General features: G+C 71.4%; 26 protein-coding genes and 3 pseudogenes. 23 read left to right on the top strand and 6 right to left on the bottom strand.

What is annotated here, in order from left to right:
* Positions 1 to 56 precede the first annotated feature (56 nt).
* Positions 57 to 395: pseudogene (locus tag QM728_RS09765) on the top strand (HU family DNA-binding protein); the annotation flags it as partial.
* Between the two features lie 10 nt (positions 396 to 405).
* Here QM728_RS09765 and QM728_RS09760 read toward each other — a convergent pair.
* From QM728_RS09760 to cofC, 3 genes and pseudogenes are all read right to left on the bottom strand, one after another.
* Positions 406 to 1,321: pseudogene (locus QM728_RS09760) on the bottom strand (NUDIX hydrolase).
* A gap of 11 nt (positions 1,322 to 1,332) precedes the next feature.
* A complete protein-coding gene (locus tag QM728_RS09755; RefSeq protein WP_415031824.1) occupies positions 1,333 to 3,567 on the bottom strand; it encodes an RNA degradosome polyphosphate kinase in 2,235 nt (744 codons plus the stop codon).
* A complete protein-coding gene (gene cofC / locus QM728_RS09750) occupies positions 3,557 to 4,228 on the bottom strand; it encodes a 2-phospho-L-lactate guanylyltransferase (protein WP_415031823.1) in 672 nt (223 codons plus the stop codon). Before cofC ends, QM728_RS09755 begins: the two co-directional genes overlap by 11 nt.
* Positions 4,229 to 4,271: 43 nt before the next feature.
* Here cofC and QM728_RS09745 point away from each other — a divergent pair, with 43 nt between their 5' ends.
* Positions 4,272 to 4,796 carry a YdeI/OmpD-associated family protein gene (locus QM728_RS09745; RefSeq protein ID WP_415031822.1) on the top strand — a complete coding sequence of 175 codons (525 nt, stop codon included), beginning with the start codon at positions 4,272 to 4,274 and terminating at the stop codon, positions 4,794 to 4,796.
* 40 nt (positions 4,797 to 4,836) lie between these two features.
* Positions 4,837 to 5,838: an NAD(P)H-dependent glycerol-3-phosphate dehydrogenase gene (locus QM728_RS09740; RefSeq protein WP_415031821.1), complete on the top strand. Its 1,002-nt coding sequence runs from the start codon at positions 4,837 to 4,839 to the stop codon at positions 5,836 to 5,838.
* On the opposite strand, the gene QM728_RS09735 is transcribed toward QM728_RS09740, so the two are convergent.
* On the bottom strand, positions 5,839 to 6,399 hold the full coding sequence (locus QM728_RS09735; RefSeq protein WP_415031820.1) for a DUF3515 domain-containing protein: 561 nt from the start codon (positions 6,397 to 6,399) through the stop codon (positions 5,839 to 5,841).
* A 34-nt stretch (positions 6,400 to 6,433) separates the two neighbouring features.
* Here QM728_RS09735 and thiL point away from each other — a divergent pair, with 34 nt between their 5' ends.
* Genes thiL through QM728_RS09720 form a run of 3 tightly spaced genes read left to right on the top strand, consistent with a single transcriptional unit; the run spans position 6,434 to position 8,620 of the window.
* Entirely contained in the window at positions 6,434 to 7,393 is a 960-nt protein-coding gene (gene thiL, locus QM728_RS09730) for a thiamine-phosphate kinase (protein ID WP_415031819.1), read from the top strand.
* A gap of 19 nt (positions 7,394 to 7,412) precedes the next feature.
* The gene (locus tag QM728_RS09725) at positions 7,413 to 7,934 is read left to right on the top strand and encodes a gamma carbonic anhydrase family protein (RefSeq protein WP_415031818.1); all 522 of its coding nucleotides are present in this window, start codon (positions 7,413 to 7,415) and stop codon (positions 7,932 to 7,934) included.
* Positions 7,935 to 7,942: 8 nt separating this feature from the next.
* The gene (locus QM728_RS09720; RefSeq protein ID WP_415031817.1) at positions 7,943 to 8,620 is read left to right on the top strand and encodes a uracil-DNA glycosylase; all 678 of its coding nucleotides are present in this window, start codon (positions 7,943 to 7,945) and stop codon (positions 8,618 to 8,620) included.
* Between the two features lie 72 nt (positions 8,621 to 8,692).
* Here the strand turns inward: QM728_RS09720 and QM728_RS09715 are convergent, their stop codons facing one another.
* Positions 8,693 to 9,466, bottom strand: coding sequence for an enoyl-CoA hydratase/isomerase family protein (locus tag QM728_RS09715; RefSeq protein ID WP_415031816.1), 774 nt, complete (start codon positions 9,464 to 9,466; stop codon positions 8,693 to 8,695).
* A 78-nt stretch (positions 9,467 to 9,544) separates the two neighbouring features.
* Positions 9,545 to 9,733, bottom strand: a complete 189-nt coding sequence (rpmB, locus tag QM728_RS09710) for a 50S ribosomal protein L28 (protein ID WP_415031815.1) — start codon at positions 9,731 to 9,733, stop codon at positions 9,545 to 9,547.
* A 150-nt stretch (positions 9,734 to 9,883) separates the two neighbouring features.
* Here rpmB and QM728_RS09705 point away from each other — a divergent pair, with 150 nt between their 5' ends.
* From QM728_RS09705 to QM728_RS09625, 17 genes and pseudogenes are all read left to right on the top strand, one after another.
* Complete coding sequence (locus tag QM728_RS09705) at positions 9,884 to 11,566, top strand: DAK2 domain-containing protein (RefSeq protein ID WP_415031814.1); 1,683 nt, start codon at positions 9,884 to 9,886, stop codon at positions 11,564 to 11,566.
* Positions 11,563 to 13,809, top strand: coding sequence for an ATP-dependent DNA helicase RecG (gene recG / locus QM728_RS09700; RefSeq protein ID WP_415031813.1), 2,247 nt, complete (start codon positions 11,563 to 11,565; stop codon positions 13,807 to 13,809). The genes QM728_RS09705 and recG overlap by 4 nt, the downstream gene beginning before the upstream one ends.
* A gap of 96 nt (positions 13,810 to 13,905) precedes the next feature.
* Positions 13,906 to 14,271, top strand: a complete 366-nt coding sequence (locus tag QM728_RS09695; RefSeq protein WP_415031812.1) for a hypothetical protein — start codon at positions 13,906 to 13,908, stop codon at positions 14,269 to 14,271.
* A gap of 54 nt (positions 14,272 to 14,325) precedes the next feature.
* The gene (locus tag QM728_RS09690; protein WP_415031811.1) at positions 14,326 to 15,024 is read left to right on the top strand and encodes an HNH endonuclease family protein; all 699 of its coding nucleotides are present in this window, start codon (positions 14,326 to 14,328) and stop codon (positions 15,022 to 15,024) included.
* A gap of 71 nt (positions 15,025 to 15,095) precedes the next feature.
* On the top strand, positions 15,096 to 16,379 hold the full coding sequence (locus tag QM728_RS09685) for a glutamate-5-semialdehyde dehydrogenase (RefSeq protein WP_415031810.1): 1,284 nt from the start codon (positions 15,096 to 15,098) through the stop codon (positions 16,377 to 16,379).
* Complete coding sequence (locus tag QM728_RS09680; protein ID WP_415032874.1) at positions 16,379 to 17,314, top strand: AAA family ATPase; 936 nt, start codon at positions 16,379 to 16,381, stop codon at positions 17,312 to 17,314. The genes QM728_RS09685 and QM728_RS09680 overlap by 1 nt, the downstream gene beginning before the upstream one ends.
* Positions 17,315 to 17,319: 5 nt before the next feature.
* Positions 17,320 to 18,726, top strand: coding sequence for a vWA domain-containing protein (locus tag QM728_RS09675; RefSeq protein ID WP_415031809.1), 1,407 nt, complete (start codon positions 17,320 to 17,322; stop codon positions 18,724 to 18,726).
* 77 nt (positions 18,727 to 18,803) lie between these two features.
* On the top strand, positions 18,804 to 19,466 hold the full coding sequence (gene nadD / locus QM728_RS09670; RefSeq protein WP_415032873.1) for a nicotinate-nucleotide adenylyltransferase: 663 nt from the start codon (positions 18,804 to 18,806) through the stop codon (positions 19,464 to 19,466).
* A 32-nt stretch (positions 19,467 to 19,498) separates the two neighbouring features.
* Positions 19,499 to 20,866: pseudogene (locus QM728_RS09665) on the top strand (amino acid permease); the annotation flags it as partial.
* A 216-nt stretch (positions 20,867 to 21,082) separates the two neighbouring features.
* The gene (locus QM728_RS09660) at positions 21,083 to 21,337 is read left to right on the top strand and encodes a CD225/dispanin family protein (protein ID WP_415032872.1); all 255 of its coding nucleotides are present in this window, start codon (positions 21,083 to 21,085) and stop codon (positions 21,335 to 21,337) included.
* 48 nt (positions 21,338 to 21,385) lie between these two features.
* Positions 21,386 to 21,778 (top strand): ribosome silencing factor, encoded by a 393-nt coding sequence (gene rsfS, locus QM728_RS09655; protein ID WP_415031808.1) that lies wholly within the window; start codon positions 21,386 to 21,388, stop codon positions 21,776 to 21,778.
* The gene (locus QM728_RS09650) at positions 21,775 to 22,479 is read left to right on the top strand and encodes a histidine phosphatase family protein (protein WP_415031807.1); all 705 of its coding nucleotides are present in this window, start codon (positions 21,775 to 21,777) and stop codon (positions 22,477 to 22,479) included. Before rsfS ends, QM728_RS09650 begins: the two co-directional genes overlap by 4 nt.
* On the top strand, positions 22,476 to 23,252 hold the full coding sequence (gene octT, locus QM728_RS09645) for a diglucosylglycerate octanoyltransferase (protein ID WP_415031806.1): 777 nt from the start codon (positions 22,476 to 22,478) through the stop codon (positions 23,250 to 23,252). The genes QM728_RS09650 and octT overlap by 4 nt, the downstream gene beginning before the upstream one ends.
* Before the next feature lie 25 nt (positions 23,253 to 23,277).
* Complete coding sequence (locus tag QM728_RS09640; protein WP_415031805.1) at positions 23,278 to 24,123, top strand: DegV family protein; 846 nt, start codon at positions 23,278 to 23,280, stop codon at positions 24,121 to 24,123.
* 113 nt (positions 24,124 to 24,236) lie between these two features.
* Positions 24,237 to 24,845 carry a hypothetical protein gene (locus QM728_RS09635; protein WP_415031804.1) on the top strand — a complete coding sequence of 203 codons (609 nt, stop codon included), beginning with the start codon at positions 24,237 to 24,239 and terminating at the stop codon, positions 24,843 to 24,845.
* Positions 24,845 to 25,591, top strand: a complete 747-nt coding sequence (locus QM728_RS09630; protein ID WP_415031803.1) for an esterase/lipase family protein — start codon at positions 24,845 to 24,847, stop codon at positions 25,589 to 25,591. The genes QM728_RS09635 and QM728_RS09630 overlap by 1 nt, the downstream gene beginning before the upstream one ends.
* Before the next feature lie 90 nt (positions 25,592 to 25,681).
* Positions 25,682 to 26,680 carry a helix-hairpin-helix domain-containing protein gene (locus QM728_RS09625; protein ID WP_415031802.1) on the top strand — a complete coding sequence of 333 codons (999 nt, stop codon included), beginning with the start codon at positions 25,682 to 25,684 and terminating at the stop codon, positions 26,678 to 26,680.

Here is a 26,680-nt window from a genome sequence, read left to right as displayed (position 1 = left end):
GGTGAGGTGAGCTGCATCACAGCAGGTGGTGCACCGCGGGAAGGTCCGGAGGTCGAATGAACAAGGCCGAGCTCATCGACGAGGTGGCCAAACGCCTCGACTCGGACCGGCAGACCGCCACCGATGCCGTCGAGCAGGTCATCGACACCATCGTGCGGGCGGTCGACCGCGGCGAGAAGGTCACCATCACCGGTTTCGGGGTGTTCGAGAAGCGCAAGCGGGCGCCGCGCGTGGCGCGTAATCCGCGCACCGGGGAGACCGTCAAGGTGGAGGCGGTGGCGGTGCCCTCGTTCCGGCCGGGCGCGCAGTTCAAGGAAGTCGTCGCGGGTCGGGTCAAGCTGCCCAGCGGGTTCCCGGCGATCAAACGCGGTGCCGTCGAGCCCGTGAAGAAGAAGGCGTAGACCGCTACCGGTAGTCGGGGAGCGGGTCGTCGATGTGGTCGGCGGCCACGACGCGCCCGTCGGCGTCGATGGACAGGACCCAGACGCTGCCCTTCCGGTTGCGGTTCGGGGGCAGTTCGAAGTCGTCGCGCCCCGCCCACCAGGCCATCAGGGGGGCGATGGCCTTGCCCTGGCTGCACACGATGTGGACGGCGTCGCGGTCGGCCGCCAACTCCCGCATCCGCTTGTGCGCGGCCTTGGGCTCCTGCGCGTACGCCTCCTCGGTCATCGTCTTCTCGAGGTGGATCTTCTTGTCGCCGAGGACCTTCGCCAGCGGCTTCGAGCGTCTCGACGCAGCGGCGCCGGTCGGCGGCGTGGAGCTTCTTGGCGCCGAATAGCGGCAGGAGTTCGGCCAGGGCCTGCGCCTGGGCGCGACCGCCGCGCTCAAGGGGGCGCTCGTCGTCCGGCCCCGCGTACCGGGACCGCCGCCCGGCTTTCGCGTGCCGGACCACCAGCATCGTGTGCAGATCGGCCGGCATGGTCTCGAACTCTTCGACGACCAGCTTGTCGAGGGTGTAGGTCAGGATCTCCCGTGCCGCCGTGGGGGTGGTCCACACCAACTCGTCGACCTCTTTGTTGGCGGCGAACTCGCCCCCGGTCATCCGGGCCGACCAGTAGCGGACGTGCTTGCGCTTGGACTCGCCGACCGCATAGGTGACGTGGCGCAGGTGCCTGCCCAGGACCACCGAATACCCGGTCTCCTCCCGGATCTCGCGCACCGCCGACGCGTAGACGGTCTCGCCGGGGTCGGTCTTGCCCTTCGGGAGCGTCCAGTCGTCGTACCGGGGTCGGTGGATCAGGGCGATCTGCGGTTCGCCCCACTCGTCGCTGCCGGGGCGCCAGAGGACTCCGCCGCCCGCCCAGACCGTGCGTATCGCCATCCGCCCGGCGCCTACGCCGATCCGGCCGCCGCGCGGCGGTAGTGGGCCATGAGCTCGGTCTGGTGGTCGCGGACCTCGACGCCGGCACCCGGCGACGCGGTCCAGTGGCCGTCCTCGCCGAGCACCCAGCACCGGGTGTGCGGGTCGAGGGCGGAGTCGAGGATGTCGCCGAGCTGGCGGGTCAGCCGCTCGTCCTCGACGTGCGCCAACACCTCCACGCGGCGGTCCAGGTTGCGATGCATCATGTCGGCGCTGCCGATCCAGAACTCGTCCTGCGCGCCGAAGTGGAACATGCGCGAGTGCTCCAAGAAGCGGCCGAGGATCGAGCGCACCGCGATGTTGTCGCTGACCCCGGGGATGCCCGGCCGCAGCGCACAGATGCCGCGCACCACGATGTCGACGGGAACCCCCGCCTGCGACGCGCGGTACAGGGCGTCGATGATCTGCTCGTCGACCAGGGCGTTGGCCTTGAGGCGGATGCGGGCCGAACCGTCGCCGGCGCGGTGGCGCTCGATTTCGCCCTGGATCCGTTCGACGATGCCCGAACGGATGCCGTCGGGCGCCACGAGCAGGTTGCGGTAGGTGTGCTTGCGCGAGTACCCGGTCAGCGTGTTGAACAGGTCGGTGAGGTCGGCGCCGATCTCGGGCGCCGCGGTGAACAGGCCCACGTCCTCGTAGAGGCGGGCCGTCTTCGGGTTGTAGTTGCCGGTGCCGATGTGGCAATACCGGCGGATCGTCGACCCTTCGCGGCGCACGACGAGGCACGTCTTGCAGTGCGTCTTGAGTCCGACCAGGCCGTACACGACGTGCACGCCGGCCTGCTCGAGCTTGCGCGCCCACTTGATGTTCGCCTGCTCGTCGAAGCGGGCCTTGATCTCGACCAGCGCCACGACCTGCTTGCCGGCCTCGGCGGCGTCGATCAGAGCGTCGACGATCGGCGAATCGCCCGACGTGCGGTAGAGCGTCTGCTTGATCGCCAACACCTGCGGGTCGGCCGCGGCCTGCTCGATGAAGCGCTGCACGCTCGTGGAGAACGACTCGTACGGGTGGTGCACCAGCACCGCGCCCTCGCGGAGCGTGGAGAACACGCTCTTGGGGGTCTCGCGCTCGCCGAACGCCGGGTTGGTCACCGGCACGAAGGGCGGATCCTTGAGCGCCGGGCGGTCGACGTCGTAGATCTGGAACAGCGCCGAGAGGTCGAGCATGCCGGGGACGGCGATGACGTCAGCCGGATCGACGTCGAGCTCGCGCAGGAGCAGTTCGAGCATGTGCTCGCTCATGTCCTCTTCGATCTCCAGGCGCACCGGCGAGCCGAACCGGCGGCGCGCCAGCTCGCGCTCGAGGGCCTGCAGCAGATCTTCGTCGCGGTCCTCGTCGACCTCGAAATCGGCGTTGCGGGTGATGCGGAAGGCGTGGTGCTCGACGATGTCCATGCCGGGGAACAGCTCGCCCAGGTTCGCCGAGATCAATTCCTCGAGCGGCAGGAACAGCATCGGGGCGGGCCCGCTCTTGGCCGGGGCGTCGACCAGCTGGTCCACGCGCAGGAATCGGGCGACGTTGTCCGGGACCTTGACGCGGGCGAAGTGCTCGGCGCCGTCAGAGCTGTCGCGGACGGTCACGGCCAGGTTCAGGCTCAGACCGCTGATGTAGGGGAACGGGTGGGCCGGGTCGACGGCCAGCGGGGTCAGGACCGGGAACACCTGCTCGGTGAAGTAGGCGACGAGGTTCTTGCGCTGGGTCTTGTTGAGCTCGGCCCAGGTGACGATGCGAATCCCCTCGGCGTCGAGTGCGGGCTTCACCGATTCGTTGAAGACGCGGGCGTGCCGGGTCGCGATCGACTGGGTGCGCTTGGCGATGCGCTGCAGCTGCTCGCGCGGGGACAGCCCGTCCGCCGAGCGCACCGACAACCCGGTCTCGTCGCGGCGTTTGAGGCCGGCGACGCGGACCATGAAGAACTCGTCGAGATTCGAGGTGAAGATCGCGAGGAACTTGGCGCGCTCGAGCAGCGGCAGCGAGGTGTCCTCGGCCAGCGCCAACACGCGGCCGTTGAAGTCGAGCCAGGACAGCTCGCGGTTCAGGTACCGGTCGGCGGGCAGATCGGCGGACTCGTCGGGATGGGCGGTGGCCGCCGGCGGTGCGCCGGGGCCGGAATCGGCGGGATTCGGATCGGCCACCGACGACTCGGCGGGGCCGGTCGCCGTCGACTTCGCGGGGGCATCGGCGCTCACCGCCTCATCATGCACCATGGCCGCCGGAGCCGCAGCCGGTGGCCGGTTGCTCCCGGGCGGCCAACCAGGCCGCCGTGGCCGGACCGACGCCGACCCGGGCGGCACGGGCCAGGTCGGCCAGGGTGTCCACGTCCGTGCGCAGTCCGGCCCACTGGTCGGCGGCGCCGATCTCCACCACGTCGGCAGCGCGGTGGCGGGCCGCCGAATCGGGGCCGAACAGCGGCGGGGCATCGACGTCGACGGGCCGCAGCAGCGCGGCCGTCCCGCCGCCGGAGTGGTCGGCGACGAAGGACTGCGGGTGGTCGTGCCCGGTGGCGTGGTCGTGGGCCGCGATGGCCGCGCGCAGGTCTGTCGCGGTGACGGCGGGCAGGTCGGCCTGCAGGAACATCACCGACCGGGGCGCGGGGGCCCGGGCGGCGAACTCGCGCTGGCCGTGGGCGAAGGCGGCGTTGAGGCCGCCGCCGGGTTCGTCGGCGGTGAGCGCGCCGGAGGCCCGCGCGGCGGCGGCGATCCGCGGATCAGGAGTCACGACGACGGTGGTCATCTCGGCCGCCGCAGTAGCGGCGAGCACGTCGGCGAGCATGGCCAGCACGAGTGCCGACCGGTCGTCGGCCGCGCCGTCGAGCCGCGACTTCGCCTCCGGCAGCGGCTTGACCGCCAGCACCGCACCCCACCTCACGGCTCCATCATGGCAGGGCGCGCCGCGGACTACCCTGGCGAGCATGGCAACGGCGACATCCACCATCGAGTTCACCGGTCGGGTGAGCGGCATCGGCGACCGCCTGGTGATCCGATTCCCGGCCGACGCGAGCGCGGCGCTGCCCTCGCGCGGCCAGGTCGCGGCGGCGGTCACGGTCAACGACGCGACGCGCGAGACGGTCGTCGAACCGGACGGCCGGCGCGGTCATTGGCTGCCGGCCGACGACCTGGGCCTGGCGGCGGGCGACGCGGCCGCGGTGCGCATCGCGCCGACCAGGGACTGGCCCGAACCGGCCAAGCCGGACGACTTCGCGTCGGCCTTGGCCGCCGCACCCGACACCGCCGACCTGTGGGATGAGATCACCCCGATGGCCCGCTGGGAGTGGGTGCGCTGGATCGGCGCCACCAAGAACCCGCAGACCCGCGAGCGCCGCATCGAGGTGGCCATCGACAAGCTGCGCAAGGGAAAGCGACGGCCGTGCTGCTTCGACCTGTCGTCGTGCACCGATCCCGAGGTCGCCAAGAGTGGCAAGCTGATCGAGGACTGACCGCTAGGCTGGGCAAAAGGGATCAACGGGAGGGGTTTGCGTGCAGGCCGTGGTGATGGGGGCCGGATCGTGGGGGACGACGGTGGCCAAGGTGCTCGTGGACGCCGGGACCCCGACGCGGATCTGGGCGCGCCGACCGGAGTTGGCCGACGCGATCAACAGCACCCACCAGAACCCCGACTACCTCCCGGGGATCGAGTTGCCCGCGGCGCTGACCGCGGTGAGCGACGTGCCCGCCGCCCTCGATGGTGCCGACGTGGTCGTGCTCGGCGTCCCGTCGCAGTCGCTGCGGGGAAACCTCGAGCAGTGGCAGTCACACATCGCCGACGACGTGGTCTTCGTGTCGCTGGCCAAGGGCGTGGAAACGTCCACCATGATGCGCATGTCGGAGGTGATCGCCGATGTCACCGGCGCCGCCCCCGAGCGCATCGCCGTGCTGACCGGGCCCAACCTGGCCAAGGAGGTCGCCGCGGGGCAACCGGCGGCCACCGTGATCGGATGCGTCGACGAGGAACGGGCCGTCGTCCTGCAGGAGGCCTTCTCCACCAACTACTTCCGGCCGTACACGAACACCGACGTCGTCGGCTGCGAGCTCGGCGGCGCCGTGAAGAACGTGATCGCGCTGGCCTGCGGCATGGCCGCCGGCGTCGGTTTCGGCCAGAACACGCTGGCCACGATCATCACCCGTGGCCTCGCCGAGACGATCCGCCTCGGCGTCGCCGCCGGCGCCGACGTGCGGACGCTCGCCGGTCTCGCCGGAATCGGCGACCTGGTCGCCACCTGCTCGTCGCCGCTCTCGCGCAACCGCACCTTCGGCTATGCGCTCGGTCAGGGCAAGACACTCGAAGAGGCCCAGGCCGAGACCAACGGCCAGGTGGCCGAGGGTGTGAAGTCGTGCGCGTCGGTCCGCGAACTGGCCCGCATCCACGGCGTCGACGTGCCGCTCACCGACGCCGTCGACGACGTCTGCCACCGCGGGCTCACCGTTCCGGACGCGATCGCGATGCTCCTCGGCCGTCCCCGCAAGCCGGAGATCCGCTAGTCAGCGCAGTTCCAGCGGTGCCCGCGCCAGGGTCTTATCGATCAGCGCGGTCGTCTCGCTGATCGGCGCCGGGCCCGAATCCCGGGGCAGCCACAGCGCGACGTACGGCCGGTGGTCGACGGCGACGTACGCGACGCCGGTCTGCTGCTCGTCGGTGATGAACCATTGCGCGGCGTCCACGACCTGCAGTCGGGACGAGGGCTCCAGGCCGGCCGGGCGGGCCACGCCGCAGCGCAGGACCACCGAATCGCCGTTGTCGGAGCGCCAGCGCGCCGTGGTGCCAGACACGGACCTGTGGCCGTAATCGCCCAGCTTGGCCGGCAGCGCGGCCATCAGCGGGGCGCACGCCCGCGCCGCGTCGGGGGCGGCGGGCATGGCGTCGAGCGGGGTCGTCGGATCCGGGCGCAGCAGGGCGAAGGTGATGAACCCGGCCAGGATCATCGCCGGGACGGCGATCAGCGTCGCCGCGAAGGCGGGGGACAGGCGTCCGTCCTCGTCGCGGATCGTGCGGCGCGCATGGTCGTCGCGCGGCGCGCGCTCGTCGTTGCTGTCGGCAGGCACGCCACCAGCCTAGTGCCGCCTAGACTGGTCGATCGTGACGAGGCAGCCGACGGTCGGCGAGGTGGGCGAGCGGGCGATGCTCGCGCGCTTCGCCCGTGCCGCGGCCGCCGCACCGCCCGCGGTGGTCGGGCCGGGCGACGACGCCGCGGTCGTCGAACCGGGCGCGACCGTGCTCGGCGTCGACACCGCCGTGCAGGATCGGCACTTCCGCCTGGAGTGGTCCGATCCGCGGCAGATCGGGGCGCGCGCCGTCGTGGCGGCCGCCGCCGACGTCGCCGCGATGGGGGCGCGGACCACGGGGATCCTGATCGCGTTGGCCGCCCCGCCGTCGACGCCGGCCGACCTCGTCGAGGCGATCAACGCCGGGGCCGTCGCGCAGGCGGTCGGGTTGGGTGCGTCGGTGCTCGGCGGCGACCTCGTCGAGGCCGGTGAGATCGCCGTGTCGATCACCGCCGTCGGCGTGCTCGACGGCGTCGCACCGGTCCTCCTGTCCGGCGCGCGCGTCGGAGACGTGTTGGCGGTCAGCGGGCCGCTGGGGGCCTCGGCCGCCGGATTCGCGGTCCTCAGCGGGTCGGGCGAGCGCGGCGGAGCGGCCGACGCGGTCGTCGCCGCCTTCTGCTGTCCGGCGCCGGATCTCGCGCAGGGGCCGATCGCCGCGCGGGCCGGGGCGCACGCCCTCACCGACGTCTCCGACGGGCTAGTCGCGGAGTTGGGGTTGATGTGCGCGGCCGCCGGTGTCGCCGTGGCGGTCGACTCCGCCGCGCTGCCCGTCACCGACGCGGTGCGGGACGTGGCGGCCGACCTCGGCCACGATCCGGTCGAGTGGGCCCTCGGTGGCGGCGAGGACCACGAGCTTCTCGGTGCGTTCGCCGCCGTCGGCGACGTCCCCGCCGGGTGGACCGTAATCGGGCGGGTCACCGACGCCGGTCCGGCGTCGCCGCCGGTCCTCGTCGACGGGCGGCCGACGCGGGTCCAGGGGTGGCGCAGCGTCTGAAGGCGCTAGATTCACTGTCGTGGCCATCTACGCACTCGGCGACCGCGAGCCCACGCTCGGCGTCGACACCTACGTCCATCCCGACGCCGTCGTCATCGGCGGCGTCACCCTCGGCGACGAGGTGTCGGTGTGGCCCGGCGCGGTGCTGCGCGGCGACTACGGCACCATCACCGTCGGCGCGCGGACGAATATCCAGGACGGCACCGTCGTGCACTGCACGGCGACCCACCCGACGGTGATCGGCGCGCGCTGCGTCGTCGGCCACAACGCGCACATCGAGGGTGCGACCATCGGCGACGACGTGCTCATCGCGTCGGCGTCGACAGTGCTCAACGGCTCGACCGTCGGTAGCGGGGCCATCGTCGGCGCCGGTGCCGTCGTGCCGTTCGACGCCGAAGTCCCGTCGCGACGGATGGCGCTGGGCATCCCGGCCAGGATCCGCGAGGGCTACGAGGTGCCCGAGGGCCACCTCGACCTGAACACCGCGCTCTACTTCGAGAACTCGAAGTACTACCGCACCGCGCTGCGTCGACTGGACTGAGCCGCCTGATGCCCGCCAAACCGCTGTCCGAACTCGTCGCCCCCGACTGGGCCGAGGCACTCGAACCCGTGGCGCCCGTCATCGCCGAGCTGGGCGAGTTCCTGCGCGCCGAGATCGCCGCCGGTCGCCACTACCTGCCCGCAGGGCGGCACGTCCTGCGCGCGTTCACCCGGCCGATGGCCGACGTGCGCGTGCTGATCGTCGGGCAGGACCCCTACCCGACGCCCGGGCACGCCGTCGGGCTCAGTTTCTCCGTCGCCCCGGACGTCCAGCCCATCCCGCGATCGCTGGCGAACATCTACACCGAGTACTGCGAGGACCTGGGCTATCCGCGGCCGACGACCGGTGACCTGACGCCGTGGGCCGACCACGGCGTGCTCCTGCTGAACCGGGTGCTGACCGTCGGGGCGGGGGAGACCGGGTCGCACCGCGGCAAGGGGTGGGAGCAGGTCACCGAGTGTGCGATCAAGGCGCTGGTGGCCCGCGACGATCCGCTCGTGGCCATTCTGTGGGGTCGCGACGCGCAGAACCTGGCGCAGTGGCTGCCCGATGTCCCGACGATCGCGTCCGCGCACCCGTCGCCGCTGTCGGCGTCCCGTGGCTTCTTCGGCTCGCGCCCGTTCAGCCGCGCCAACAGCGAGCTGGAAGACCTCGGCGCGGAGCCGGTCGACTGGCGCTTGCCCTAGGTGCCCACTCGGCGTTGTTTGACTGCCCACTCGGCGAGTTGTAACCGCCCAGTGGGCGGAACGCGCGGGCGGTTAGGGCCAGACGGGCTTGCGCTTCGCCACGAAGGCGTCGACGCCCTCGATGCCGTCGGGGTCGCCGCCGAGGCGGGCGATCGAGGCGGATTCGGCCGCCATCTGGTCCACCAGGGTCGTGTCGGCGCTGCCGCGCAGCAGCGCCGCCGTCGCCTCCAGCGTCGCGGCCGGACCGGCCGCCAACTCGACGGCGAGTTCGCGGGCGCGGGTGTCGACCTGCTCGTCGTCGACGATCTCCGACAGTAGTCCCAGTGCCAACGCCTCGTCGGCGCCGATGACCTTGTCGGTGAGGATGATCGCCCGGGCGCGGGCCGGGCCGACGGCGCGCGGCAGCGTCCAGGTGAGGCCGCCGTCGGGGCTCAGTCCGATGCCGCGGTAGGCGGGGCGCATCTTCGTCGACGGCCCACCGACGACGACGTCGCCGTGCAGGGTGAGGCTCATGCCCGCACCGGCGGCCCAGCCCTTGGCGGCGACGACGACCGGGCGGCCGCACGAGTCGAGCAGGCCGATCATCCGGTGCAACTGGTCGGCGAGCTGCGCGAGGAACGCCGGTCGGTCCGGCGCGCTCGCGAAGGAGCCGACGTTGCCGCCGGCGCAGAAGTTCTTGCCGGTGCCCCGCAGGAGGATCACCCGCTCGTCGCGCTTGCCCGCGGCGAGGTCGGTCAGGGCCAGCACGGCCTCGTCGACGGCGTCGTCGTCGAGGGCGGTGCCATTGTTCGGGGTGGAGACCGAGACGGTCAGCACGCCGTCGGCGGAGGTGACGAGATCACTCATGCGGCTCACCCTATCGGGCCGCCGACAGCAGCGACCCCCGACGGGCGATGCCCATCGGGGGTCGCTGCGGTGAAGCTCTTACGCGCTGGTCTTGCCAGCCTTCAGGCACGAGGTGCAGACGTTCTTGCGCGTGCGGTTGCCCGGGGCGACCTCGACTCGCACGGACTGGATGTTCGGGTTCCAGCGGCGGCTGTGGCGCCGGTGCGAGTGCGAAACCGACTTGCCGAAGCCGGGGCCCTTGCCGCAGATGTCGCAGACGGCAGCCATATCGAACACTCCCTTGATCGTCGAGAAATTGTAGGTCTGTATGCGGGATCAGCCGCAGGCGAGGGTTCGCCGCGCTGATCGCAACCTGTCAAGGATAGCCGTAGCGCGGGGCGGCCTCCAAATCAGGCGGCTGGGCTAATCTCGATTCCGATGTCCGATCCTGTTCCCACCCCTGCACAGCGCGGTGACCGCCGTCCCCGGGTCAACCCGCAGCTGCTGCGCGACTGGGCCCGGGCGGCCGCCGACGGCCTGGCCGCGGGCCGTTCGGAGATCAACGAGCTGAACGTCTTCCCGATCCCCGATTCGGACACCGGATCCAACATGGCGTTCACCATGAACGCCGCGGCCGACGCCGCCGAAGCGGTCGACGCCGACGCCGATGTGGCCACCGTGACCCGGGCCATGGCCGACGCCGCCGTCGCCCACGCCCGCGGCAACTCCGGGATCATCCTGTCCCAGGTCCTGGTCGGCGTGGCCGACGCCGCCTCGATCGCCGCCACCGAAGGGGACCACACTTTCGCCCGCCTCTTCGCGGGCGGTCTGCAGCTCGCCTCACTGGCGGCCGTGCGCGCGGTCAGCGAGCCGCGCGAGGGGACGGTGCTCACCGTGCTGCGCGAGGCGGCCGTCGCCGCCGGCGAGGACATGTCGGCCTCGCCGGCCGATCTGGCGCGGACCGCGGCCGAGGCCGCCGCCGACGCCCTGGAGCGCACGCCCGAGCAACTGGCCGAATTGGCCTACGCCGGCGTCGTCGACGCGGGCGGCCGCGGCCTGCTGGTCCTGCTCGACGCGATGGTGCTGGTGCTCACCGGCGTCGCGAACAAGCGCCGCAACTACCGCGGGCTGCTCGTCGAGGGCGCACTGCCCGTGCAACGGGCCGACGAGGCCTGCGACGGCAGCTCCGACATGGACTTCGAGGTCATGTACCTGCTCGACGCCCCGCCCGAGGACCGCATCGGCCGACTGCGCGACTACCTCGCCGAGATCGGCGACGCCGTCGTCATCGTCGGCGACAGCAGCGAACAGGGCGAGCGGTTCTCCGTGCACGTGCACACCAACGAACCGGGCAAGGCCGTCGAGGCCGGCGCGGTGGTCGGGGCGATCAGCGACGTGCGCATCTCCTGCTTCGCGCTCGACGCCCTGCGCGCGGCCAGCACCGACGACGAGCCGTTGCCCAAACACAAGCGGGCAGTCGTCGTCATCGCCAAGGGGAGCGGCGCGCAAGAGCTGTTCGCCGAGGCCGGTGCCGCCGTGGTGAGCGCCGACGACGGGCTGACCGCCGAAGCGGTCGCCGAGGCGATCCGGGCCACCGACGCCGCACACGTGGTCGTCATGGCCAACGGCGAATTGGCGTCGCAGGAACTGGTGTCCGTCGCCGCCGGTGCGCGGTCGACGCACCGCAGCGTCGTCTTCATCCCGACTTTGTCGATGGTCCAGTGCCTGTCGGCGCTGGCCGTGCACGATCCCGCCGAATCCCCCGACGTCGACGCCTACGCGATGGCCGAGGCCGCGGCGGGCACGCGCTGGGGCTCGGTCCGCCGGTCCGACGGCCCGATGATGACGCTGGCCGGCACCAGCGAGGCGGGCGACATGCTCGGCTACATCGGCTCGGACGCCCTGGTGATCGGCGACGACCCGTTCACCGCGACGACAGCGCTGCTCGACCTCATGCTCGCGACCGGCGGCGAGCTGATCACCGTCCTGGCCGGGTCGCTGCTGGACGAGGAGGTCATCACCCGGCTCGAGGACCACGTCAAGCGCGTGTTCCCCGGCGTCGAGCTGACCGTGTACCCGTGCGGCCAGGCCGATTCGGTGCTGCAGGTCGGGGTCGAGTGAGCGCGACCCCGTCGACGCCATTGGCCGACGTGCTCGACGGCCCGATCGCCGAGAAACTGGCCGGGCTCGGCCTGGAGACCGTCGGGCAGCTGCTGTTCTACACGCCGCGGCGGTACGCGCAGGCCGGTGTCGTCGCCTCCGACGAACTCCCCGAGGAAGGGGAGTGGATCACCATCGTCGGGCGCATCACCAAGGCAGATCTGATCAGCATGCGCCGCCGCCACGGCCAATTCCTCAAAGTCCTCGTCGACGACGACAACCGGGTGTACGAGGCGAGCTTCTTCAACCCGCGCTACATCAAGAACAAGCTCCGCCCCGGCGCCCGGGTGATGATGGCCGGCAAGGTCAAGCTCTACCAGGGGCGGGTCCAGCTCTCGCATCCCGAATGGGCGGTGCTGCCCGACGGCTCCGATCCGGACGTCGCGGTGGTCGGGAACTCGATGATGCAGCAGTTGTACGCCGTCGAGCAGGAGGCCCGCGAGGCGGAGACCGGTGACGACGTCGGCCTCGACGAGGCCTTCGAGCGGGCGATCCTGCCGATCTACCCGGCGACCAAGGACGTGCAGACCTGGGACATCTGGGCTGCCGTCCGCGCGGTGCTGGCCCAACTGGACACCGTGCCCGACGCGCTCACCGAACAGCAGCGCGCGGAGCGCGGACTGATCGGCACCGACGAGGCGTGGCGGCGGATCCACCTGCCCGATCAGCTCGCCGACGTCGAGGCGGCGCGCGACCGCCTCCGCTTCGACGAGGCCTACGCCATGCAGCTGATCCTCGCCGAGCGCGCCCGACTCGGCCGCGCGGAAACCGCCCGGGCGTGCCCGCATGTGCCGGGCGGCCTGGAGGACGCGCTGCGGGGGCGGCTGCCGTTCACCCTCACCGACGGGCAGGAGGCGGTGCTCGCCGAGATCGACGCCGAACTCGACGCCGCCGTCCCGATGAGCCGCCTGCTGCAGGGCGAGGTCGGCTCCGGCAAGACCCTCGTCGCACTCCTGGCGATGCTGCGGGTCGTCGACAACGGGCAGCAGTGCGCGCTGCTGGCGCCCACCGAAGTCCTCGCCGCCCAGCACTACCGCACGATCCGGACCATGCTCGGCGACCTCGGCATCGGGGGCGAGCTCGGCGCCGCGGATGACGCGACGTCGGTCGCGCTGGTCACCGGGTCGCTGCGGACCGCCGACAAGAAGCAGGCGCTGCTCGACGTCATGACCGGCACGTCGGGGATCGTCATCGGCACCCATGCGCTGCTCCAGGAGAACGTCGAGTTCTTCGACCTAGGCCTGGTCGTCGTCGACGAGCAGCACCGCTTCGGCGTCGAACAGCGCGACGTCCTGCGCGCCAAGGCGGCGGGCGATCGCGTGCCGCACCACCTGGTGATGACGGCGACGCCCATCCCGCGCACCGTCGCGATGACCGTCTTCGGCGATCTGGAGACCTCGGTGCTCACCGAACTGCCCAAGGGGCGTCAGGAGATCAGCTCCTCGGTCGTGCCGATGGGCAAGCCGACCTGGATGAACCGGGTGTGGGAGCGCGCCGAGGAGGAGATCGAGCAGGGCCGCCAGGTGTACGTGGTGTGCTCCCGGATCGGCGACGACACGAGCGACAAGAAGGCTGCGGCGAAACAGTCCAGCGGGCCCGAACCGGTCTCGCTGCTGGATCTGTACGACGAGGTCGGCGCGCGGCTGCCGCAGCGGCGCATCGAGATGCTGCACGGGCGGATGCCGGCCGACGAGAAGGCCGCGGTGATGGATGCGTTCACCCGCGGCGAGGTCGACGTGCTGGTGTCCACGACGGTCATCGAGGTCGGTGTCGACGTGCCGAACGCCACGGTGATGATCATCGTGGACGCCGATCGCTTCGGCGTCTCGCAGTTGCACCAGCTGCGCGGTCGCGTGGGCCGTGGCGGCCTGCCCGGCCTGTGCCTGCTGATCACCGGGATGCCGGAGGCGTCGGCCGCCTTCCGGCGATTGACCGCCGTCGCCGCCACCGTCGACGGGTTCGAATTGGCGCGCCTCGACCTCGCCGAGCGCCGCGAGGGCGACGTGCTGGGGGAGTTGCAGTCCGGCGGATCGTCGTCGCTGCGGTTCCTGTCGCTGCTCGACGACGCCGACGTCATCGCCGATGCGCGCGCGCTCGCCCAGGAGGTCGTCGGCGACGGCTTCGACCTCGCGCGACACCCTGGCGCCGGCGTCATCATCGACGCGGTCGTCGGATCCCGCGCGGACTTCCTCGACAAGTCCTGACGCGCCGGCCCGAGGTGTTCGTTCACCTTCCGTTCACCCGGTGTATGGTTGTCGTAAAGCTTTACCAAGCCTTTACGAATCATCGGAGGATCAGCGATGCGGGCCCCCATCACCCTTGCCGCCGCGGCGATCGTCGCGGCCGGCGCCATGACCGGCACCGCTGCGCCGAGCGACGCGGCCGGCGAAGCGATCTGGTACACCGTCAGCGCCGCGACCGACACCGTCACGGTCACCTACGGCGGCGTCACGCAGAAGATGTCGCTCGGGTACGCCGGCCCGGACGACGGGTACACCACCAGCTTCCCGCGGCCGACGAGCGGGCCGCGTAAGCCCCAGTTCCTCAGCGTCACCGGCTCGACTAGCCAGACGTGCGAGATCTCCAAGGCCAACCGCGACCTGTTCAACGACGCGGAGGTCCTGGCCAAGGTCACCTCCTCGTCAACGGCGACCTGTCGGGCCTGAGCGGCCCGGCCGCCGCGCGGAACCACTCGTAGGCGCTGCTGCGTCTAACCCCCTGTGAGGGGAATACGAATCGTCCTGCCGCGCACGGCGTGGCTCGCGCTCATCGTCGCCGTCGCGCTGGCGGTGTTCGCCGCCGGCTCGCTGGTCGTCGACCGCTGGCGGGCGCCGTCCCCGTCGGCGGCGGGATGGCTCGCCGAACTGGAGCGGATCCCGCGGGTGGCGGCGCGACTGCCGCACCGCTCGGACTACCTGCGGTCGGCCTTCGGCGCCGCCTGGGCCGACGCCACCGACGCGGCGGGCGGCAACAACGCCTGCGACACCCGCAACGACATCCTGCGCCGCGACCTCGGCGAGATGGTCACGACGACCGGTCCCAAGTGCGCGGCCACCGTCACCGCGGGCCGGCTGCGCAGCCCGTACACCGGCCGGGTGCTCGTCTTCCGGCGCAGCCGTGCGACGGCCGTCCAGATCGACCACATCGTGCCGCTGTCCTACGCGTGGGACATGGGCGCCCACGGGTGGTCGTCGACGGTTCGCCTGCGCTTCGCGAACGATCCGGCGAATCTCGTGGCCGTCGACGAGCGGTCGAATCAGGACAAGAAGGACCTCGAACCGGCCCGCTGGATGCCCCCGGCGCGGGGATTCCACTGCCAGTACGCCAAGCAGTTCGTCGCCGTCCTGGTCGCCTACCCGATGCTTCTCGACGAGCCGTCGGCGCGCACCCTGCGCCGCGCCCTGCGCGGGTGCGGGTGAGGCGGTGGAAGCCCCGGCGCCACCGCGGCGTTAACCTGGATCGAGCAGTTCTCCTCGAGCAAAGGAACCCGATGAGCGCACCGACCCTGGATTCCGGCGCCACCGCGGCCGGTGATCCGGTGACCGCCCAGGTGCACGCGCTGGCCAGCGCGGCCAAGACCGCATCGCGCCGCCTGATCGGGCTCTCGACCGCCGCCAAGAACGACGTGCTGACCGCTGCCGCCGCGGCGATCGAGGCGGCGCAGGAGGAGATCCTCGCGGCCAACGCCACCGACATCGCCCGCGCGGAGGCCGACGGCATCGAGGCCAGCCTCCTGGACCGCCTGCGGCTCACGCCCGAGCGGGTCACCGGGATCGCGAACGGACTGCGCCAGGTCGCCGGGCTGCCCGACCCGATCGGCGAGGTCGTCGCCGGCAAGACCTTGCCCAACGGCATGACCCTGCGCCAGGTGCGGGTGCCGCTGGGGGTCGTCGGCATCGTCTACGAGGCCCGCCCGAACGTCACCGTCGACGCCTTCGGCATCGCCTTCAAATCCGGCAACGCCGTGCTGCTGCGCGGCTCGAGCTCGGCCGCCGACTCCAATGCCGCGCTGGTGGCCGTGTTGCGCGAGGTGCTCGCCGCCCACGACATCGACCCGAACGCCGTCGCCCTATTGCCCGCCCATGACCGCTCCAGCGTCACCGCGCTGATCCAGGCGCGCGGGCTGGTCGACGTCGTCATCCCGCGCGGCGGGGCCGGACTGATCAACGCGGTCGTGGCCAACGCCACCGTCCCGACGATCGAGACCGGCACCGGCAACTGCCACGTCTACGTCCACTCGGCCGCCGACCTCGACATGGCCGAGAAAGTCGTCATCAACGCCAAGACCCGCCGCCCCAGCGTCTGCAACACCGCCGAGACGGTGCTCATCGACGCCGACATTGCCGACGTCGCACTGCCCCGGATCGTCGCCGCGCTGCAGGCCGAGGGCGTGACGATCCACGGCGACGAGGACGGCATGGAACCGGCCGACGAGCAGGACTGGAGCGAGGAGTACCTGTCCCTCGACATCGCCGTGCGCCGCGTCGACGACCTCGACGACGCCATCGAGCACATCGGCCGCTACGGCACCGGGCACACCGAGGCGATCATCACGTCCGACCTGGCGGCGGCCAACGAGTTCACCAAGCGGGTCGACGCCGCCGCGGTCATCGTCAACGCCTCCACCGCCTTCACCGACGGCGAGCAGTTCGGCTTCGGCGCCGAGATCGGCATCTCCACCCAGAAGCTGCACGCCCGAGGCCCGATGGGCCTGCCCGAGCTGACCTCCACAAAGTGGGTCGTGTGGGGCGACGGCCAGATCCGGCCCGTCTGATGGCGGGCAAGAAGGCCGCGCCGGCCGCCGCCGAGATCGTGCCGTCCTTCGCGTCGGTCGACGACGTCGCAGCGCGGCTGAGCGAGACCGGCTACCTGCCCGACGCCGCGACGACCACCGCCACCTACCTGGCCGACCGCCTCGGCAAGCCGCTGCTCGTCGAAGGCCCGGCCGGCGTCGGCAAGACCGAGCTGGCAAAGGCCATCGCGTCGGCGATCGGCGCCGAGCTGGTCCGCCTGCAGTGCTACGAGGGCCTCGACGAGGCCCGCGCGCTCTACGAGTGGAACCACGCCAAGCAGATCCTGCACATCCAGTCCGCGGGCTCGCGCGATTGGGACGCGACGAAGGCCGACATCTTCTCCGACGAGTTCCTGTTGCCCCGGCCGCTGCTCAAGGCGATCTCCCGGTCGGAGCCGACGGTGCTGCTCATCGACGAGGTCGACAAGGCCGACGTCGACATGGAGGGCCTGCTGCTGGAGGTGCTGTCGGACTTCGCGGTCTCGATCCCGGAGATGGGCACGGTGCGCGCCGTGCGCCGCCCGATCGTCATCCTCACGTCGAATGCCGCCCGCGAGCTGTCCGAGGCGCTCAAGCGCCGCTGCCTGTACCTGCACATCGACTTCCCCGACGCCGCCCGGGAGAAGGAGATCCTGGCCAGCCGGGTGCCCGAGCTGCCCGACGCGCTGGCCGCCGAGGTCGTCCGGATCATCGGGGCGCTGCGCGGCCTGGACATCCGCAAGAAGCCGTCGGTGTCGGAGACCATCGACTGGGGCAACACGCTGCTCGCCCTGGCCGGCGGCGCCGCGCCCGGCACCCCCGAGGCCAAGCTGACCAAGGGGCGGATCGACGACTCGCTCATCTCGCGCACCCTCGGCGTCGTCCTCAAGCACCGGCCGGACCTGGCGACCGCGCGCAAAGACCTCAAGCTGGACTGACCACCGTGTCGGCGCCGTTCATCGATCACCTCGTCGAGTTCGTCGACGAACTGCGCGAGCGCGGCATCGAAATCGGCCCGGCCGCGCTCCTCGACGCCGGGCAGGCGGTCGAGGTGTTGGACCTGCTCGACCGCGAATCACTGCGCGAGGGGCTGGCCGCCACGCTGCTGTCGACGCACATGCACCGGGACGTGTTCAAACGGGCCTTCGACCTGTGGTTCCCGCTGGGCGCCGGCGCCCGCACCACCGACGTCGAGGTGCCGCGCGATGCGACCGGCGAGATCGACGTCGATGCCTTCCGCGAGATGGTCGCCGAGGTGATGGCCGACGACACCGCGGCCGCCGACGGCCGACAGGGGCAGTTGGTCGCGATGATCGTGCAGGAGTTCGGCCGGTACGAGGGGGCCCGCGGAGAGGCGTTCTCCGCGTATCAGGCGACGTCGACGATCAACCCGCAGACCCTGATCGCCGCGATCGCCGCGGCCATGGCGCGCGGGGCCGTCGACGACGAGTCGGGTGCCCGGCCGGGAACCCAGCCGCGCTACCGCCGGGCGGCGGGGGATCGTGCCGCCGAATTGCGCGCCGCGATCGAGGCGGAGACGCAGCGACGGATGGCCGGCCAGCACGGTCGCGACCAGGTGGCCGAGTATGCGGTGCCCAAGCTGCCCGAGCAGATGAGCTTTCTGCACTCGAGCGCGAAGGACCTCGCCCAGATCCGCCGCACCATCGAGCCGCTGGCGAGGCTGTTGGCGTCGCGGTTGGAGATCCGTCGGCGGCGGGCTCGGCACGGCCCGGTCGACGTCCGCCGCACCCTGCGCGCGTCGATGTCGACTGGCGGCGTCCCGATCAAACTGACGCACCGCCGCCCGCGTCCGGGACGGCCCGAGTTGGTGATCATCTGCGACGTGTCCGGCTCCGTGTCCGGGTTCTCCCAGTTCACGCTGCAACTGGTCTTCGCGCTGCGCCAGCAGTTCTCCAAGGTGCGCGTCTTCGCCTTCGTCGACACCGTCGACGAGGTGACCGAGTTCTTCGAGCGCGGCCAGTCCGACGACTCCTTCGGCGAGGTCATGCACCAGATGATCACGACGGCCAAGATCGCCACCCGCGACGGCCACTCCGACTACGGGCACATGATCAAGGGCTTCGCCCGCGACTACCTCGACTCGCTGACCCACCGCGGCGCGCTGCTCATCCTCGGCGACGCCCGCAACAACTACCACTGGACCGAATCGGAATCGCTGGCCGCGCTCACCGAGCGGGTGCGGCACTCGTATTGGCTGAACCCGGAGCGGCGTGAGGACTGGGGGACCGGGGATTCCGACGCCGACAAATACGCCGAGATCATCGAGATGCACGAGTGCCGCAACGCCGAGCAGCTCGCCAAGGTGATTGGTGACCTGCTGCCGGTGTGAGCGTAAGCTTTGGCCGCATGTCAGCAGATGCGTCGGGCGGCACTCCCGCGCCGGGCACCCGCCGCCGGGTCGGCGTCATGGGCGGCACCTTCGATCCGATCCACAACGGCCACCTCGTCGCGGCCAGCGAGGTCGCCCACCGGTTCCGCCTGGACGAGGTCATCTTCGTGCCGACCGGGCGGCCGTGGCAGAAGACCGGCACCGGCGGGGGAGAGCCCGGACAGGCGGTGTCCCCGCGCGACGTCAGCCCCGCCGAGGACCGCTACCTGATGACCGTCATCGCCACCGCCTCAAATCCGCGGTTCGCCGTCAGCCGCGTCGACATCGAACGCGCGGGCAACACCTACACCGTCGACACCCTGCGCGACCTGCGCCGCCTGCTGCCCGAGGCGGAGCTGTTCTTCATCACCGGTGCCGACGCCCTCGAGTCGATCCTGTCCTGGCAGGAGTTCGACGAGCTGTTCGCACTGGCCCACTTCATCGGTGTGAGCCGGCCCGGCTACGAGTTGTCGGCGACGCACCTCGCCAAGCAGTTGGCGACGCTGCCGCCGGACACGCTGCAGATGCTGGAGATCCCGGCACTGGCCATCTCGTCGACCGAATGTCGCGCGCGCGCCGCGGCCGGCCAACCGGTCTGGTACCTGGTTCCCGACGGCGTGGTGCAATACATCGCGAAGCGCGGGCTCTACCGCCGCTGGCCGAACTCGGGCCCGAGCGTCACCGCTCCGGCGCAGGACTGAAGGAGCAGTAGGACGTGACGACGACCGACCCGGTGCCCGCCGGGCCACACGAGGTGACGGTGGACACCGACGCCGGCTACGAGCGCGGCCTGACCCAACGCACCGTCCAGATGATCGCCCTCGGCGGCGCTATCGGCATCGGCCTCTTCTACGGCTCGGGCGGCGCCATCGAGAAGGCCGGTCCGGCCCTGATCCTGGCCTACCTCGTCGCCGGAGCAGCGGTGTTCATCGTGATGCGCGCCCTCGGCGAACTCTTGATGTACCGACCGGTGGCCGGCGGCATCTCCGAGTACGCCGACGAGTTCCTCGGCCGCTTCGCCGGCTTCAGCCAGGGCTGGACGTACTGGGCGGTGTGGGTCAGCACCTGCATGGCCGAGATCACCGTCGCCGGCAAGTACATCCAGTACTGGTGGCCGCAGATCCCGGTGTGGGTGACCGCGCTCGTCTGTCTCGGCGCGCTGTTCGTCGGCAACCTGATCTCGGTGGGCGTCTTCGGACGCGCCGAGTTCTGGTTCGCCAGCATCAAGATCTTCACGATCATCGGCATGATGGTCATCGGCATCCTCGTGCTGCTGCCGATCAGCGGCTTCGGGCCCGAGCACGGCCCGTCGGTGGCCAACCTGTGGAACGACGGCGGGTTCTTTCCGACCGGCTACTGGAGCGTCCTGCTCATCCTGCAGATCGTTGTGTTCGCGTATGTCGGGGTCGAGCTGGTCGGCGTCACCGCCGGCGAGGCGCAGGACCCCAAGGTCACCCTGCGCAAGGCGATCAACGCGGTGCCGTTCCGCATCGCCATCTTCTACGTCGGCGCGCTCCTGGTGATCCTCACCGTCAAGGGGTGGCGCGACTATCACGACGGCACGAGCCCCTTCGTCCAGGTCTTCGAACACGTCGGGATCCCCGGGGCAGCCGCGATCATCAACTTCGTCGTGCTCACCGCGGCGCTGTCGTCGTGCAACGCCGGCATCTTCTCCACCGGCCGCATGCTGCGCTCGCTGGCGATGCGCGGCGACGCTCCGCGCCAGCTGTCGGGACTGTCGTCGCGGCACGTGCCGCTGCCGGGCATCGTGCTGTCGGCCGCGATCATGCTGTTCGGCGTCCTGATCAACTACTTCGACGAGAAGCGCGCCTTCGCGTGGATCACTTCGGTGTCCACCGTCGGCATCCTCGTGGTGTGGGCGACGATCATCGCCGCGCACCTCGGGTACCGCCGCCGCGTCAAGAAGGGCCTGCTGCCGGAATCGGAGTACGCGGTCCCCGGCGCGCCGATCACGTCGTACGCGGCGCTGGCGTTCTTCGCCGGCGTCCTGATCCTGCTGCTGTTCACCGCGACCGGCCGGACGGCGCTGATCGTCGGCGCGGTCTGGTTCGCGCTGGTCGGCATCGCGTACCTGTTCTGGCGCAACTTCCAGCAGCACCGGACCCACGAGTGGGCCGATGACGACGACGAGTCCGACGCCGTGACCGCCGCCGTCGCCACGACCGCTGCCGCCGGTGCCGCGGCAACGGTGCGCGCGCTCGACGACGAGACGCCGAACGTGACCCCGAATGTCACCCGGTCCAAGTCGGCGCCGGTCGTCGAACCCGAGCCGGAACCCGAGCCCGAAGCGCCGAAGATGACGCTGGAGGAGGCGGGCCCGGAGCCGGCCGACTTCTTCCGGTGGGCGGTCGCGTCGTGCGCCCTGTTCCTCCCGCTGGGCCTGGTCTCGGTCATCAAGGCCGCGTCGGTGCACCCGCAGTGGGAGGCCGGCGAGTACGCGATGGCGCTGCGCTCGGCACGCACGGCGCGCATCGCGGCGATCGCCGCCGCCGTCATCGGTGCGGCGGTGATCGTCGGCGCGCTGGTCTGGGTGCTGTTCGGCAACGGCTAGCGAGCCCGGTCGCGCTTTGAGCGCGCGGGCCGTGCCATCCTGTATCCCATGACCGCAGCACCCGAATCGGTGGAGATCGCGCGCATCGCCGGTGCCGCCGCAGCCGACAAACTGGCCGTCGACGTCGTCGCGATCGACGTGTCCGAGCAGCTCGTGATCACCGACGTGTTCCTCATCGCGTCGGCGGACAACGAGCGGCAGGTGAACTCGATCGTCGACGAGGTCGAGGAGAAGCTGCGCGAGGCGGGGCACAAGCCCGCGCGGCGCGAGGGTGCGCGCGAGGGTCGTTGGGCGCTGTTGGACTACACCGACGTCGTGGTCCACGTCCTCCATTCTGACGAGCGCGAGTTCTACGCCCTCGAGCGGTTGTGGAAGGACTGCCCGCTGATCGACCTGGGCCTGCCCGGGGGATCGACCGATCCGGGGACGCAGACGTCGTGAGGGCGGGTCCCGACACTCATGACACCAGTGTCGAGCGGCTCACCCCGGTCGTGCGCCGGTTGCTGCTGTGGCGCCACGGCGAGACCGACTACAACGCGGCCAGCCGGATGCAGGGCCAGCTCGACACGGACCTGTCCGAGCGCGGTCGGCGACAGGCGGCGGCCGCGGCGGCCGCGCTCGCCGAGCGCGACCCGTTGCTGATCCGCTCCTCCGACCTGCGGCGGGCGGCGGAGACCGCCGACCGGCTCGCGGAGCTGACCGACCTCGACGTCGCCCGCGACCCCCGGCTGCGGGAGACCAACCTCGGTCAGTGGCAGGGGCTGACGCACACCGAGGTCGACGCGATCGCGCCCGGCGCGCGCCGGGTGTGGCGCGATGACGCGACATGGGCACCGCCCGAGGGCGAATCACGCGTCGACGTCGCCGCTCGGATCACGCCGGTCGTGCACGACCTGCTCGCCGAGCTGCCCGAGTGGGGCACCGGGGAGCGCCCCGAGGCGCCCGTCGTCTTGGTCGCCCATGGCGGCTGCATCGCCGCGCTGACGGCGTCGCTGCTCGGGCTGCCCGTGCCCAACTGGCCGGCGCTGGGTGGGCTGGCCAACTGCGGCTGGGTCCAGCTGTCGGGCCACCAGATCGAACTCGACGGCGAGGACGTGCTGCGCTGGCGGCTGGACGTGTGGAACAGCGGGGTCGAGGAATGACGGTCGAGCGCAGCGAGGGGGATGTGACCCGTGAGCGCACCGTCGTCGTGCTGTCGGACTCGCTGGCCTACTACGGACCGGTCGGCGGCCTGCCCGCCGACGACGACCGCATCTGGCCGAACCTGGTCGGACAGCGCCTCGGGCGCCGGGTCGAGCTCTTCGGCCGCATCGGCTGGACGAGTCGCGACATCTGGTGGGCCATCACCCAGGACCCCAACATCTGGGCCGCGCTGCCGCACGCCGATGTCGTCGTCCTCGCCTACGGCGGCATGGACAGTTTGCCGTCGCCGCTGCCGACCGCGCTGCGCGAGCAGATCCGCTACCTCCGGCCGGGTCGGCTGCGCCAGGTGGTCCGGGACGGCTACTCCTGGCTGCAGCCGCGCGCGTCGCGCCTGGGCTGGCCGATGGCACTGCCGCCGCGGGTCACCGTCGAGTATCTCGAAAAAGTGCGCGACGCCATCGCACAGCTGCGCCCCGAGCTGCCCATCGTCGTCTGCCTGCCGCCCACCCACGCCAGCCCGTACTACGGGAACGTCCACACCGGGCGCATCCCCACGACCACGGCCATGCGGACCTGGGCCGACGAGCACGGACTGCCGACCGTCGACTTCTATCCGATCACCCGCGACGCCTTCACCGATCACCCCGACGAGATGAACCCCGACGGCATCCACTGGGGCTTTGCCTGCCACGCCGAAATCGCGGCGATCACCGCCCCGGTGGTGCAGTCGGCGCTCGTCGGCGATGGGGACGACGGGGCCGCCGCGCGGTGAGCGGGCGACCGGCTAACGTAGAGCCGTGCCCGTCGTCGTCGTCACCGATTCGTCGTGTTGCCTGCCGCCCGAGATCGCCGAGGCCTACGGGATCCGGCAGGTGCCGCTACACGTCGTGCACGACGGCCAGGACTACCGCGAGAACATCGATGAGATCCCCGACAGGCTGATCGCCACGCCCGGCGTGACCACGTCCGGGGCCACCCCCGCCGACCTGGAGAAGGCGTTCGCGAAGGCGGTCAAGGACGCCAAGGGAGATGGCGTCGTCGCGGTCCACATGTCCCGCAAGCTGTCGAGCACCTGGAGTGCGGCCCGCGTGGCCGCCGACAAGTACGACGGCGCGGTCCGTGTCGTCGACTCCCGCTCGGTCGGCCTGGCGGTCGGCTTCACCGCGCTCGTCGCGGCACAGGCCGCCGCGCGCGGTGAGGAGCGCGACCGCGTCTACGAGGCGGCGGTGCGCGAGGCGGCGACCATCGAGTCGATGATCTGCGTGTCCGACCTGGACCACTTGCGCGCGAGCGGCCGGATCAGCGCGGCCGGGCGCATGCTGGGCTCGGCGCTGTCGATCAAGCCGATCCTGCACACCGTCGACGGCTCGCTCACGCTGAAGGAGCGGCAGCGGACCTTCTCGAAAGCGCTCGCCAAGATGGTCGACTCCGCCTGTGAGATCGCCGGTTCGCGGCCGGTCTCGGTGGGGGTGCAGCACTGCGGGGCGCAGGACGTCGCCGACGAGGTGATGGCCGAACTGCGCAGCCGCATCCCCGACGTCGTCGTCTCGCTCACGGCGCCGCTCGGGCCGGTGCTGAGCGTCCACGTCGGCGAAGGCGCCGTCGGAGTCACGATCGGCTCGACGCTCACCCCGCTGGACTGATCGTGCGAGAGTCGGCCACCACCGAGCGAAACGGCGCACTGACCAGGTTCTCGGCCGCAGTCTCGCGAATACTCGCCCCGCGCGCACCGCGGGGTATCGCCCTACCCGATCCGGTGGTCCAATTCGAGCTGTCGTCGACGGCGCCGGGCTCCACGACCGGTCTGCGCGCCGCATTCGAGTTCCCGACCGCTGCCAACGGGCGCCCCTATTCGATCCGCGAGATCGGCGTCGAGTTCCCCGACGGTTTCAGCGTCGACTTCTCCGCCGTGCCCCTGGTCGGAGCGTCGCGCTGGCGCATGTTCGTGAGTCGCAAGGCGTACCGCGCGCCGGGCCTGGTCGGCTCCGGCACCGCCCGCGTGGACTTCGGCATCCCGGGCATGGACAAGGTCGGCAGTCCGTTGCACGAAATCGTCCTCAGCGACGGGTGCTTCTTCGCATACGAGCACAACAAAGTCCTCGGCGTCACCGTATTCCCGCTGCTGTTCAAGACGCCGCTGGATGATTCCGGCTTCCTCTGGGAGATCGGCGAGGCGCCCAGCTTCCGCGGTCCCGACGGATTGGACGCCCTGATGACGGTGTCGGTCGACTTCATCGACCGCGGCGTGTTCCGGCTGCCCGCACAGGCCCCCGAATCCGGTGCGTGGGAGTTTGTGCTGAATCTGCGGTACTACAACGAATCACGCACCCGGATGGTCGTACCGATACCCGTGGAGCGGGGTTGATGGGCATCACAGGCACCGCGTTGGCCGCCGCACGCGGCGTGGGATCGGCCGCTGTCGGCGCAGTGCGGGGGCGCCGTTGGCCCGCCGGGGTCAACGCATGGGGACAGCCCTCCCGCGGCGGCGAGTTGCCCGTGGTCCTGGTGCCGGGGTCGTTCGTGCCCGGCGAATTCTATTGGTACCGGCTGGCGCCGGGGCTGATCGCCGACGGGCATCCGGTCTTCGCCTGCAACCTGCCCGGCCTGGGCACGCGGGAACCGGCACGCCAGGTCGCCGCGCTGACCGAGTTCGTCAGTCGAGTCCGCACGGCGACCGGGAGCAGCCGCGTGATCCTGGTCGGACAGTCCTTCGGCGGCGTGATCATCCGCGACCTGTTGCGTTCCGACGACGACGTGGCCGGGGCGGTCCTGGTCAGCGCGCAGAACCACGGCTTCCGGCCGGGGTGGTCGCGGTTCTTCGGTGCGCCCATCGCACGGACGGTCGTCGGCCTGGTGTGCCCGATGGCCCTGCGGCTCATTCCCGGCAGCGCCTACCTCGCCGACCTCGACGCGGCCGAACCCGGCGCCCCGATCACAACCGTCACCAGCACGCGCGACGCCTTCGCGGCACCCGAGTCGGTCGCCGTCGCGGGAGCCGACAACATCGTGCTGCAGGACCTCGTCCCGCAGATCCGCAGCGGTCACATGCTGATCGGCTACGACCCGGTGGCCGTGGATCTGATCCGCGGTGCCGTCGCGTCGGCGAGCTGAGTCGTCCACAGTCTGACGTCGTCCACAGGTGGACGGCGTTCAACCTTCGGTGCCAGCGGCCGCAGCGGCCGTCGGCCCTATCGTCGGGTCATGCAACGGGGGCGCTCGGGGGAGCCGGACATCGTGCGGCAGCGGCTGGCCAGACTGGCGCGCCCGGCCCCGGCGTCCGGGCCCGAACCGATCGTGGCGCCGCCGGAACCGGTGTCTGCTCCAGAAGAGGTGCCGGAGCCGGTTCTGGCGGGTGCGGCGGCCGGCCGCCAGCAGTGGGGGATCGGGGCCCCGACTCCCGCCGCCACACCGCGGTGGCTGGATCCGACTTCCTGGGATGTCGAGCCCGACGCCGATGACTTCGCGCTGACCGACCTCGGTGACGAGTGGGATGACGACGGCCAGCACGACGAGCCGGGACACCGGTGGCAGACCTTGCCGCCGGCTGCGATCGCGCTGGTCGGCGTCGGGGTCGTCGCCGCGCTGATCGCCGCCTACCTGGCGCTGCGCGCTCCGGCCAACCCCGTCCCCGTCGTGGATTTTCCCGCCTCCGCCGGTCCCACCGCGTCCCGGTCACCCCGGGAACCGGCGAAACCGCCGGTGGCGGCCGACCCGATCGTGGTGAGCGTCGTGGGGCTGGTCCACCGTCCCGGATTGGTCCGCATGCCGCCGCAGTCGCGGGTCGCCGACGCCATCCGCCGGGCGGGCGGACACCTGGCCGGTGCCGACCTCCTCTCGCTGAACCTGGCCCGACCACTTCGCGACGGCGATCAAGTCATTGTCGGGCTCGCCCGCGGACCCGGGCGGCCCGGACTGCGCAGCGCGGTGATCGGAGTCGACGGCGCCCCGTCCGCCCCCGGTGCGCCGGCTGATGCCGGACCGGGGACCGCGGCGCCCAGCGGCGGCAAGATCGACCTCAACACCGCCACCGAGCAGCAACTCGACGGCCTGCCCGGCGTGGGACCGGTGACCGCGAAGGCGATCGTCGACTGGCGCACCGCGCACGGCCGGTTCACGTCCGTGGACCAACTCACCGAGGTCGACGGGATCGGCCCCGCCCGCTTGCAGCGGTTGCGCGATCTGGTCACCGTCGGGTCCTGA

Source organism: Gordonia sp. (in: high G+C Gram-positive bacteria) (assembly GCF_047602025.1).
Lineage (GTDB): Bacteria > Actinomycetota > Actinomycetes > Mycobacteriales > Mycobacteriaceae > Gordonia.
The sequence above is the reverse complement of the archived record's forward strand: the minus strand, read 5'-3'. Positions and strand labels throughout refer to the sequence as shown.